Below are 11,118 nucleotides of genomic sequence, written 5' to 3'. Positions count from 1 at the left end.
GTGACCCCGTTCCTGGCCGAGGTGTCGCGAAAAGACGTCGCGATCAGGGAGTGTCCGATACTCCGAAGTGACGGAGCAGGTCCGCGAGCTGTTCGTACGGCGGACGGCGGCCGCCGTCCAGCGTGCACCAGGCGGCGGACCCGAGCATCGTGACTCGCGCGGCCGGGGCCCGCTCGGCGTGGACCACGCCGCGAGCCGCGACTATCTCTTGTCCGACAAGGAGTCCGTAGGGCAGGGCCGGCCGGGTCGGGCGGGCCGAGCGAGGCCCGCCCTGCCTGCCGGGATGCACCGCGGCCAGCATCAGCCGCGCGCTGCCGGAGACCTGCTCGGCCAACGCCGTGAGGTCTTCCGGCCGCAGCGTCCCGGGACCGCTGAGCCTGGTCTCCTCGATCGTCCCTTCGTCCGTGGGCGACACCCGTAGCTGCCCCGTCACTTCACCGCCGACCACGACCAGCTGGGTGCGGCCGGGGGCGCGGTTCCGGCAGTACGCGGTGATCTCGTCGGCCGACCACGGCGAGGTGGCGGGTTCGGCGTCCCCCCAGCCCGCGGGCGCGCCACCGGTGAACGCCCGCAGCACGGCTTCGGCGGCGGAGCCGAGCCGGAGCGGCCCGGAGACCGGGTGCACCGTGGTGATCCGCACCTCGACGTCGCCGGAGCCGATCTTCGGCTCCACCGGGGTGGCGGCCCGCCCGCCCGGATCGCGGACGAAGCGCGTTCCGGACCAGGTCATCGGAACGCCGCGGATCCCGTCGCGGTAGCGGTCGGCGTCCTCCTGCACGATCCACTCGGCCGCGGCGTCCCGCAGCAGCAGTTCCATCGGGTAGGTGAGCCTGCTGTCCTCGGGTGTGAGCAGCTGGAGAACCCGCTCGCTCCGCAGGGCGGAACGCGCCGCGTCGATCATCCACGAGGAAGCGGGCACGATACGGCGGGACTGTTCGACGACCAGTGCCTCCGAGGTCGCCCAGTCCGCGGCGGGATGCCCGGTCACCTGCTCGACCACGACAACCCCCCGGTCCCGCCCACCAGCGCCTCGGTGAACGCCCTGGCGACGGCTTCCGCCTCCGGGTCCTCGTCGGGAGCACGGCTCTCCACCCACCACACCGGATGCGGGACCTCGATCTCGACGCCGAGCAACCGCCGCGCCTCGCCGGGGACGCGCACGAGGCGGGGGTCCTCGATGCTCACCAGCAGCCGTCCGTCGGGATGGCGGAGCTGGACCACCGGCCCACCCTCCACTGTGGACGCGGTCAGCCCGCCGTTCAGTGGCAGGACCGACTCGAGGGCGGTCGCCGGATCAGGCCGGTCCGCGCACAGGCCGATGATGTCGAAGGTCACCTGCCGATCAGACACCCGACGCGTGCGCCGTGCGCGCCGCTGGCCGGAAGCTGCCGAATCGGATCAGTGCGGCGCCATCCGGTACCCCGACCCTCGTACGGTGTGGATCAACGGCGGATCCTTGAGCTTCCGCCGCAGCCGGGCGATCACCACGTCCAGCACGTTCGACGCCGGGTCCGCCATCTCGTCCCACGCGTACCGGATGAGTTCCCGTCGCGAGACCGGCCGCCCGGACGCGGCCATCAGCCGCTCCATGACGAGATACTCCTTGCGGGTCACGGTGAGCAGCACGCCCGCCCGGGAGATCTGGTGCCTGCCGGTGTCGAGTTCGACGTCGGCGCACCGCAGGATCACCGCCTGCCCGGACATGTCGCGGCGGCACAGGCTGCGCACCCGCGCGATCAGTTCCGGCATGGCGAACGGCTTCACGAGGTAGTCGCCCCCGCCGACGCGCAGGCCGTCGATGCGGTCGGCCACGCTGTCGCGCGCGGTGAGGAACAACACGGGCAACTGCCACCCGGCACCTCGCCTGCCGCGCACGTAGGCCAGCGCGTCCCCCGACGGCAGCATCCGGTCGAACACCGCGCAGTCGTAGGCGTTCACCGTCAGCGCCTCGTCAGCGCCGGGCAGGTCGGCGGCGGTGTCCACCGCGAACCCGTCGCCGCGCAGGGCGAATTCCAGCGCCACCCGCAAGTTCTCGTCGTCCTCGGTCACCAGCACCCGCACACTGGCACCCTAGTGCCTGTCGGTGAACCCGTGTCCGCGATCGACCTTCGACAGGGCATCATCGTGTGGTCGCGACCTCCACGTCGGCCACGTGCAACGCGCGCAGTTCCTCGACGGTCGGCATCCGGCCCAACAGCCGTAACCGCTGCGCCTGCGCCTTGCGCGCCCCTTCGAACAGCCTGCGCGCGTCCCGCGCGTTGCCGAAGTTGACGTCGCCGGAGACGAGCCGGAAGTGCTCGGTCAGCACCGGTGCGGCGTCGGGATCGAGTTCGTAGTCACCCGCCGACACCATGCGCCCGAAGATGGAGAGCAGTTCGCCGGGACTGTAGTCCTCGAACTCGATGGTCTTGCCGAAGCGGGACGCGAGACCGGGATTGGCGGCGAGGAAGTCGACCATCTCGCCGGTGTACCCGGCCACGATCACCGCCACCTCGTCGCGATGTTCCTCCATCAGCGGGACCAGGGTGTCGATCGCCTCCTGGCCGAAGTCGCCACCGGAACCGGCGAGCCGCGACAGCGTGTACGCCTCGTCGATGAAAAGGACGCCACCCTTGGCCTTCTCGAACACGGTGGCGGTCTTCTCCGCGGTGTGCCCGATGTACTGCCCGACCAGATCCCGGCGCGAGACCTCGCAGAACTGGCCGCGCGGCAGGATTCCCAGCGCCTTCAGCAGTTTGCCGTAGATCCGGGCGACCGTGGTCTTCCCGGTACCCGGCGCGCCCGCGAAGACCAGGTGATGGGCGGCCGCGCCGATCGGCAGCCCGGCCCGGCGGCGCCATTCGTTGACCTGCAATTCGTCGACGAGCGCGCGGACCTCCTCCTTCACCTCCGGCAGGCCGATCATCGCGTCGAGTTCGCCGAGCATGTCGTCGAGTTCGAGGTCGCCGGAAGTACCGCGCCCCGCCGGATCCGCCGCCGTGACGGTCGCCGTCGCGCTCTCCGCGATCGCGATCCCCGGTTCGGCGGTGTTCTCGACCCGGCAGGCGGTGACGGAACCCCCGCAACCGGGGCCGAACGCGATCCCGGACCCGCCCACCTCGTCGACCGTGCACCGCTTCAGCACGGGAGCGCTGTGATGCGCCACGGCGATGCCTTCGTGACCGGCGTTCGAAATCGCGCAGCCTTCGATGACGGGCCGGGCGTACTGGTAGACGTAGAACCCCCGCAACCCGCAGCCGGTCACGGTGCAGTTGCGGACGACCGGATCGGCGCCGGACCCGATGGTGATCCCGTCACCGGTCACGCCTTCGACGGTCGTGTCCTCGATCCTGCCCGGCGCGCCGTCGACGGTGATTCCTTGCTCCGCCGACGAAATCACGCAGCCGGTCACGGTGAAGGCCACCGTCCCGCGGAGCATGACCGCGGGCCCGCGCCCGCCGGAGACGGTGCAGCGGTCCATGACCAGCTCGGTGTCGTCGGCCACGACCGCGGACGACGTGTCGGCCAGCACTTCGATCCCTCGCAGGACGAGCGCTCCGCCGGTGGAGCGGAGGACCGGACGGTCCGCGCCCCTGCCGTCGATGACCACGCTGGTCCCTTTCGCGGCGGCCAGGGTCACCCGGCGACCGGTCACTTCGACGGTCTCCGCGTATTCACCGCCGTCGATGGTGATGACAGCGCCGTCGGACGCCTCGAGCAGTGCTTCGCCGATGGTCGGGAAGGCACCGGGCCGCCGCGCGACGAGCATGGCGCGTCCTGGGGTCGAGATGGTCATCAACCCGCCTTCGCCATCAGCCAGCCGCGGTCGACCGCCTTGGCCCCCGCCTGGAAGCGGCTGCGGGCGCCGAGCCGGTTCATGATGTCGGCGACCATCCGCCGCACCGTGCGCACCGAGATGCCGAGCCGCGCGGCGGCGGATTCGTCGGTCGTGCCGGAGAACAGCAGCGTCAGCAGTTCCTGCTCGCGGCCGGTCAGAATCGAAGCGTTTTCCGACTCCGGGTCCTCCAGCGGGACGAGCGGCGCGGCGGCCTGCCAGATCCGCTCGAACAGCCCGACCGTCGCGGTGACCACGCCGGGCAGCCGGAACACCGCGGAACCGGCCTGCCTGCCCTCCGCGGGAAGGACGACCAGCGTCCGGTCGATCACCAGCGCGTCCATCGGGACCTCGGCGTCGGTCCGTACCTCGGCCCCGGCCCGCGACAGCCGGTTGAGCGCGCCGGACATCCGCGCGGAGTCGGGGAAGAGCACCTTGTGGCGTACGCCGGGGCGCACGTTCGCGAGCGCGATCCGCTGGAACGCGGTGTCCGTTCCCGTGCTCATCACGAGCACCTCGCCGGTCGCGTCCGCGAGCAGCTCGCCGAGCCCCGCCCGGTCGCCGCCCTGGCCCGTTCCCGTGACCAGGCTGAGCTGGCCGGTCTGCACGGTCATCGCAGGTACCTCCCTCTTCCCCCCGGCGCGGTGCCGCCGACGACGTCCTGTTCATGCCAGTTGCTCCCCGTCCGGGCCGCCGGGGACACCCGACGCGTTAGCGTTCAGGGGCATCACGGCCGGCACGGTGGGCCGGGGCAACTGCACGCGTCTACTTTCGCTGTCCGAACATGAGGTTTTGATGACACGGGTGATGGTCGTCGAAGACGACGAAAATCTGCGGCTCGCGCTGGTGACGCAGCTCCGCTCGGCCGGTTTCGTCGTCGACGAAGCCGGCGACATCGCGACCACGGACCGGCTGCTGCGCGGTACGCACCACGACTGCGTGGTGTTCGACCGGATGCTGCCGGACGGCGACGCCATCGAATACGTCCACATGCGACGGCAGCTGGGCTGGCGGGCGCCGGTGCTGTTCCTCACCGCCCGCGACGCGCTCGCCGACCGGATCGCCGGTTTCGAACACGGCGGTGACGACTACCTCGTGAAGCCGTTCGTGATGGCCGAGCTGACCGAGCGGGTGGCCAATCTGTGTCACCGCTCCGCGTTCGACCGGCCCTCGGTGCTGCAGCACGAAGACCTGGTGATGGACTGCGCGCGGCGTGAGGTGCGCCGGGCCGGCGTGCTGCTCACCTTGACCAACAAGGAGTACGCGGTGCTCGAATACCTGCTGACCAGGGCGGAACTGCCGGTCAAGCGGGCGGATCTGATCGAGCACTGCTGGGACGAGCAGGCCGATCCGATGTCCAATGTGGTCGATGTGGTGGTGAAGCGGTTGCGCCGCAAGCTGAAGGAACCCGAACTGATCCACGCCGTCCGCGGCCTCGGCTACCGGCTGGGCGCCCGGTGAACACCCACTCCTCGGCCGATCGCCTGCGACGGCTCCGCTGGACGCTGACGGCGTTGTTCACCGCGATGAACACCCTCGGGCTGGTCGTCTTCGCGTGGCTGCTCATCAACGAGGACGGTGACCAGGGCGAGGAACGGATCGACGCCGCGCTGAACCAGGTCACGTCGTCGGTCAGCAGACTGGTCGAATTCGACGGCACCGTCGGCTTCGGCCTGGTCAACACCGACGTGCTGAACGACCGCTGCCCGCAGTTCGCGGTCCTGCCCGGCGGTGCGCCCGCGTTCCAGCCACATCTTTCGCGGGCGAGCTGCGTCCCGATGAGCATGCAGCTGTTGACCGGGCTCGCCACCGAAGCGGTGAAGACCGGCAAGCTGGTGCAGGGCCACCAAAAGGCGACCAACGGCGACGTGGTCAAGGTCCGCGTCGAACCACTGCGCGACGGCGACGGCAAGACGTTCGCGGCCGTCGTCGCGGTGCAGTCCACCGAGGCCGAAGACTCCGCGCACACCCGGTTCACGCTGTTGGTGATCGGTGGCACCGTGCTGCTGGTCGCGATACTGGGGTTCGCGGGCCACCTGCTGTCCGGCCGTTCGATCCGGCCCGCGGCCGCGGCCTTGCAGCAGCAGGAGGTCCTGCTCGCCGAAACCGCGCACGACCTCCGCACCCCGGTCGCCGCCCTGCGCGCGCTCGCCGAAACCGCGATGGCCAACCCCGCGCAGTCGGCGGAACTCCTGCCGCGGACGGTCCGCCTCGCCGCGAGGATGGGCGGCATCATCGACGACCTCCTCGTCCGCGCCCGGCTCGCCGCGGGAGTGGAACAGCTGAGCATCCAGCCGATCTGGCTCGACCAGCTGGTGGTGGGCATCGTCGAAGACAGCGCGACCGACGGCGCCGAGGTCACCGTCACCGCCGCGCCCACGAAGGTCGACGCCGATCCCGCGCTGCTGCAACGGGCCATCGGCAACCTCCTCGACAACGCCGTGCGCTACGGCCGCCAACCCGGTGCGAAGGCTTTCGTGCACCTGACCGTCGCCGGCGGCACCGTGACGGTCGCGGACCACGGCCCGGGTATCGACACCACGATGGCCGGTGACGCCTTCGACCGGTTCGCCAGCACCGGCGGATCTTCCGGTCTCGGGCTCTCCATCGTGCGATGGGTCGCGCAGGCGCACGGCGGCACACTCGCGGTGTACAACGCCGACGAGGGCGGCGCGATCTTCGAACTCCGGTTCCCGGTCAGCACTTCCTGACCGAGCCCTTGTCGGTGGGCTGAAGGGAGCTTTCCCCGCATCTGATGCGGGGAAAGCTCCCTTTGTCATTCCATCCATGCCCCCGCCGCCACCCTCAAATGAGGCGCTGCGCGCCCAGCCTGGATTCACGCGGGCAAAGGCCCCTTCAGCCGCCCAGCGTTTGGCGTCGCGCGGCCGAAGGGTCGAGGCTCGGGCCTTCGGGAAGCCGCGCGACCAGGCCGGCGGGAAGCCGCACCGGACGCGCCGACGGGTAGCCGAGCATCTTCAGTACGTCGGGTGAAGCCAGCGGGTAGCGGCGCCCCATGTCGGTCACGACGGTCAGCGTCCCGGCCGGGGCCTGCGCCGAAGGCATCGCCTCGACGACGATCGCGCTGCCCGGCGGCACGTGGACGCGGTCCGCGAGCGGGGTCCCGGACGAGGTCCGGCGGGCGGTGGTGGACATCGGATCGGCGGGCGGCAGCGTGGGATCGACGGCCAGCGAAGGGGCCGCCGCGTTGTCGCCGAAGGTGGCGCACACGGTGGCGTTCTGGTCGCGCAGGCGCGCGATGGCGGGCCGGGTGGCGGGTGCCGCGCCCGCTTCGGCCTGGATCGGGTCCAGTTGCCGGGACATCGTCGCCAGCGAAGGCGGCAGCGGCACGGTTTTCGGTTCGGTGCCGGGATAAGCGGCCATCATCTGGGCACTCGCGCGCTGGACGTCGTACTGCAGCTCGGTGATCGGCCGCAGGGCGTCCCGTTCGGTGAGGTAGTGCTGCTGCCCGCCACCGGAGGTCTGCACCATCAGCAGCATCCCGTTGCGGATGTCGGTCCGGCCCGGGACCGCGGTGGACACCTCGCCCGCCGCCGCCACCGGGAGCGGGCCGATCGGCGCGCCTTCCGGGAGCACGTCGAGCCACGCCCTGCCGACCCGCGCCCACGGTTCGGCGGTGAGCGCGAGGCCGGTGCCGACGGCGTTGTAGTCGTCGATCTTGTGCCGGTGTCCGCGCCACACCAGGAACCGGTCGCCGGTCGACGTCGATTCCACCAGCAGGGCCCCCTCGCCCAGTTCCGCGCCGCCGGACGGCGACGCGCCCGCCAGCAGGACCGACTCCTCGATCCGGCTGCCCGCGAGATCGCTGGCGGGGGCCGAGCACAGCGACCACGAACCGGTCAGGAGCTTTTCCGTGCCGGGCAAGGCGTCCGGCGCGTCGGCGATGCCGATCCGCGGCCCGCGCGGGACTCCGGCGAGCGAATCGCGCGAAACCCGTTCCGTGGCGCGGTGATCGCCGAGCAGCAGCAACGCCGACGTGTAGTTCGCGACGGGGTGTAGCCTGCCGTCCAGGAAGACGTACCGGGTTCCGGTCTCCTTCTCCAGGATGACCGCCGGTTCCTTGCGCCAGGCGTTGTTCCCGCCGGGCACGATCATCCCGTAGACCCCGACGCACGCCAGCGCCACGATCGCCAGCGCGACACTGGCGAAAGCGGCACCGGACGGACGCCGGAACGGCGGCTGCTCCGGATCGGTCTCCCTGGTCACGAGCGCGGAAATCGCGCGCTGCACCAGGAATTGGTACGCCTGCAGCTGATCTCGTTTGGACGCCATGGTTTCAGCCCCCCAGTCCGCGCACGTAGCCGTACAGGCCGAGTACCGAGCACGCCACCGGGACGACGGCGATCATCACCAGGATCTCGAAGTACTCGGCGAGCCGTCCGAGATAAGGGTTGGCGGCGCGGGTGCTCAGCACGACGCCGGAGGCGATCACACCCGCTGCCACCGCCAGGGACAACGGCCCGGCCAGGACGAGCAGCAGCGAGCGGTCGGTCATCAGCGGACCCGCCAGCAGGCATCCGGCGCCGAAGATCCCGGTCACCAGCACCGGCAGCCGTTGCCGCAGGATCGGATACAACCTCGCCCGCACCAGGAAACCGGCCGCGAGCAGGGCCACGAGGATGACCGCGGCCTCGCTGTCACTGCGGATCAGCGACAGCTGGCAGTACATGACGACGATCGCGGCGCCGCCCAGCATCCCGGTGAGCAGCGCGTCCGCTCTGGCCACGGCGGCGTGCACGAGGGCGAGCGGCGGCTGGGGATCGTCGCGGACGAGGTCCGCGGTCGAGCGCGGCAGCACCGGCATCGGCACCCGGCCGAGCCGCAGCGCCAACGGCGCGAACGTGGTCGACAGCGCGAGTACCCCGCCGCCGATGACGGCGGCCGCCCGGTAGCCCGCCAGGTCGTCGAAGGTGGCCAGCCAGCCGCCGAGCACGCCGAGCACCCCGATGGTGGCCGCCCCGGTGAACAGCTCCGGCGCGGCGGTCACCCCGAGATGCCCGACGACGGCCGCGAGCAGCAGCGCCGCGCTCGCCAGCAGCAGGTGACCGGCGGACAGCGCGCCGATCGGATCGTCGCCCGCCAGCAACAGCCCGCCGCCTGTGAAGGCGAACGGAAGCGCGACAGCGGCCAGGACCGCTCCGGCACCAGCGTCGCGCAGGGCCCGCGCGAGCAGGACGCCCGCGGCGAGCAGCAGCGCGGAAACCGCCAGCGCCCAGAACGCCGGGGACGTCCACGGCGGACCGGCGCGCAGCACCGCGACCAGGCCGAACATCATCGCCACCGCACCGGCCGCCAGCCCGGCCCGCCGCGTGTGCCGCGGTCCCCAGGCCTTGCCGGTGCGGCCGGAACCGGTGGCGATCGCGTCCACGAGGTCGTCGTACTCGGGCTCCGGCCATTCGGCGCGGCGCGGCGTCAGATGGAGGATCTCCCCGTCCCGGACCCGGTGCGCGCCCAGCGTCCGGTCCGGATCGAAGGCCGTCCCGTCGGCGCGGCGCAACTGCCAGCCGCCGCCGGCGACCCCGTCGTCGGCCATCCCCTCACCCGCCCGCGCGAGCAGGCCGGGGAGGATTTCGGCGACGGACGCGTGTTCCGGCAGCGCCATGTCGATGCGCCGGTGCGGAGTGGTGATGGTGACCCTGACCAGGCCGGCAGTCTGCATGGGAAAAGGGTGGGCCGGTGACCGGGCCGCCGGGCCGCCGCGGCAGGAACCTGCCGCCGGGAAAGGGCGACGGATCCGGCCTTCTTGCGCGACAATGGGGTCATGAGCATCGAGACAGGCGTCGGCGGACCGAGGCTACTCGCCCAGGGCCCCATCGCCACCGTCTACGCGGGCCGGGATCCCGTGACGGGCAACGATTTCGCGGTCAAGATGTTCCCCGGTTCCTTCGACCGCGAGACCTCTGCGTGGCTCGAGCGCGAACGGAAGGCTCTCGCCGCCGTACGGTCGACGCGGTCGGTCCTGCAGATCGACGACGTCCAGTCCTACCCCGACGGCCGGTCCGGTATCCGCCGTGAGGTGTGCCCGGGTTCACTCGCCGGACTGCTGGAATCCGGTGCCCGCCTGGGGGTTTCCGACGTCCTCGCACTCGGCGCCTCGATCGCTTCGGCGCTCGCCGCGGCGCACGGGGCGGACGTCCTGCACGGCGGAGTGACCCCGCACAACGTGCTGTACCGCGCGTCCGGCGAATTCGTGCTCGCCGATTTCGGCGTGGCCCTGCGGCGGCGGTTCCCGCGCGATCCGATGTACGCGGTCGAGTACACCGCGCCGGAAACCCTGCGCGACGACACGCTTTCCCCCGCGTCCGACCTTTATGGACTCGGCGCGGTGCTCTACGCCGCGTTGACCGGCGCGCCGCCTTTCCCCCGGCACACCGGGCAGCAGCCCGGCGAGCGGATCCTCCAGGTGTTGAGGGAACCGGTGGCGCCGATCCAGGACGCCGGTGTCCCGAGGGAACTCTCCGGCACGATCCTCCGGTTGCTGGCCAAGGAACCGGCCGACCGGCCGCAGGACGTCGCTTCACTGGCCCGGCTGTTCACGAAACTGCGCCTGCCGGGCGGCGAGGTCGTCACCGGCGATTCCCTTGACGCGCAAAGCGAAGAAGAGGACGTCGACGTCGAGTTCGACGACTTCGCCGAAGTCCACCGGTCCGCTGCCCCGGTCCGCGCGGCACCCCCCGCGGTCCCGGCGCCGGTCCAGGTGGTGCAGGCGCCGCCCGCGGGCGGCCGCACGCTGATCCGCGAATTCAGCGGACCGCTCAAGACCGAACGCGGGATTCCGCGGCGTCCCGTCGCGCTGGCGGGCGTCGGCGTGCTCGTCGCCGGGATCGCCGTGCTGCCACTGGTCCTCGGCCCGGCGGAGGTCGGCGGGCAGGCGGTCCCGGTGGCCGCCGCGATCCCGCCGCCGTCACCCGCTTCCGCTCCTGCTCCGGACGTCAAGCTGGCCCTCGCACCGCCTCAGGATCAGAGCGATCACGTGCGGCTGACCTGGACCGCGGAAGGCGAACTGGACTTCGTCGTGATCATGGCGGGCGAGCGGCTCGAGACGAAACAGCTCGTCGCCCACCGCCAGCGCGGCCTGGACGTCCCGGTCGACCCGGCGCGGCGGTACTGCTTCCAGCTCAGGGCGACCGACGGCCGTCACGTCTACACCACGGAACCGATCCCGATCCGCGGCGCCCGCTGCAACTCCTGAGACAGGGCCGCGCCTTCCCCAAATACGTGAAGGCCCCCTTCCTGTACCTAGGCGCAAGGAAGGGGGCCTTCACGTACTTCCGGCGACCACCTGG

At 71.5% G+C, this 11,118-nt stretch carries 10 protein-coding genes; 3 read left to right on the top strand and 7 right to left on the bottom strand.

The genetic code is table 11. From position 1 onward, the window contains the following. Positions 1-43: 43 nt before the first annotated feature. The 5 genes from ACLJRM_RS22080 to ACLJRM_RS22060 all read right to left on the bottom strand — a co-directional run bounded on the left by ACLJRM_RS22080 (position 44) and on the right by ACLJRM_RS22060 (position 4,428). On the bottom strand, positions 44-1,000 hold the full coding sequence (locus ACLJRM_RS22080; RefSeq protein WP_410664164.1) for a DUF6177 family protein: 957 nt from the start codon (positions 998-1,000) through the stop codon (positions 44-46). Then, the gene (locus ACLJRM_RS22075) at positions 985-1,335 is read right to left on the bottom strand and encodes a hypothetical protein (protein ID WP_101609862.1); all 351 of its coding nucleotides are present in this window, start codon (positions 1,333-1,335) and stop codon (positions 985-987) included. Before ACLJRM_RS22075 ends, ACLJRM_RS22080 begins: the two co-directional genes overlap by 16 nt. Before the next feature lie 63 nt (positions 1,336-1,398). Next, positions 1,399-2,061 carry a response regulator transcription factor gene (locus ACLJRM_RS22070; protein WP_101609863.1) on the bottom strand — a complete coding sequence of 221 codons (663 nt, stop codon included), beginning with the start codon at positions 2,059-2,061 and terminating at the stop codon, positions 1,399-1,401. Between the two features lie 58 nt (positions 2,062-2,119). Continuing rightward, on the bottom strand, positions 2,120-3,775 hold the full coding sequence (locus tag ACLJRM_RS22065; RefSeq protein WP_410664163.1) for a right-handed parallel beta-helix repeat-containing protein: 1,656 nt from the start codon (positions 3,773-3,775) through the stop codon (positions 2,120-2,122). After that, positions 3,775-4,428 (bottom strand): helix-turn-helix transcriptional regulator, encoded by a 654-nt coding sequence (locus ACLJRM_RS22060; protein WP_101609865.1) that lies wholly within the window; start codon positions 4,426-4,428, stop codon positions 3,775-3,777. Before ACLJRM_RS22060 ends, ACLJRM_RS22065 begins: the two co-directional genes overlap by 1 nt. 181 nt (positions 4,429-4,609) lie before the next feature. On the opposite strand from ACLJRM_RS22060, the gene ACLJRM_RS22055 reads away from it, so the two are divergent. Together ACLJRM_RS22055 and ACLJRM_RS22050 are read left to right on the top strand one after the other, a co-directional pair. Then, positions 4,610-5,275 (top strand): response regulator transcription factor, encoded by a 666-nt coding sequence (locus tag ACLJRM_RS22055; RefSeq protein WP_410664162.1) that lies wholly within the window; start codon positions 4,610-4,612, stop codon positions 5,273-5,275. Then, complete coding sequence (locus ACLJRM_RS22050; protein ID WP_101609867.1) at positions 5,272-6,525, top strand: sensor histidine kinase; 1,254 nt, start codon at positions 5,272-5,274, stop codon at positions 6,523-6,525. Before ACLJRM_RS22055 ends, ACLJRM_RS22050 begins: the two co-directional genes overlap by 4 nt. 145 nt (positions 6,526-6,670) lie before the next feature. Here the strand turns inward: ACLJRM_RS22050 and eccB are convergent, their stop codons facing one another. Beyond that, positions 6,671-8,104 (bottom strand): type VII secretion protein EccB, encoded by a 1,434-nt coding sequence (eccB, locus tag ACLJRM_RS22045; protein WP_410664161.1) that lies wholly within the window; start codon positions 8,102-8,104, stop codon positions 6,671-6,673. Positions 8,105-8,108: 4 nt separating this feature from the next. Further along, positions 8,109-9,491, bottom strand: coding sequence for a type VII secretion integral membrane protein EccD (gene eccD / locus ACLJRM_RS22040; RefSeq protein ID WP_410664160.1), 1,383 nt, complete (start codon positions 9,489-9,491; stop codon positions 8,109-8,111). Positions 9,492-9,593: 102 nt separating this feature from the next. Between eccD and ACLJRM_RS22035 the strand changes: the two genes are divergently transcribed. Continuing rightward, on the top strand, positions 9,594-11,024 hold the full coding sequence (locus ACLJRM_RS22035) for a serine/threonine protein kinase (protein WP_410664159.1): 1,431 nt from the start codon (positions 9,594-9,596) through the stop codon (positions 11,022-11,024). The last annotated feature ends 94 nt before the right edge of the window (positions 11,025-11,118 follow it).

This window comes from Amycolatopsis sp. lyj-84, assembly GCF_046549075.1.
Lineage (GTDB): Bacteria > Actinomycetota > Actinomycetes > Mycobacteriales > Pseudonocardiaceae > Amycolatopsis.
Note: the sequence above shows the minus strand (reverse complement) of the source record. Positions and strands in the feature narration are given on the sequence as shown.

Coding starts and splice junctions, on each gene's coding strand:
- eccD (WP_410664160.1), bottom strand. CDS start 9,491: ATGCAGACTGCCGGCCTGGTCAGGGTCACCATCACCACTCCGCACCGG.
- ACLJRM_RS22035 (WP_410664159.1), top strand. CDS start 9,594: ATGAGCATCGAGACAGGCGTCGGCGGACCGAGGCTACTCGCCCAGGGC.
- eccB (WP_410664161.1), bottom strand. CDS start 8,104: ATGGCGTCCAAACGAGATCAGCTGCAGGCGTACCAATTCCTGGTGCAG.
- ACLJRM_RS22055 (WP_410664162.1), top strand. CDS start 4,610: ATGACACGGGTGATGGTCGTCGAAGACGACGAAAATCTGCGGCTCGCG.
- ACLJRM_RS22060 (WP_101609865.1), bottom strand. CDS start 4,428: ATGACCGTGCAGACCGGCCAGCTCAGCCTGGTCACGGGAACGGGCCAG.
- ACLJRM_RS22065 (WP_410664163.1), bottom strand. CDS start 3,775: ATGACCATCTCGACCCCAGGACGCGCCATGCTCGTCGCGCGGCGGCCC.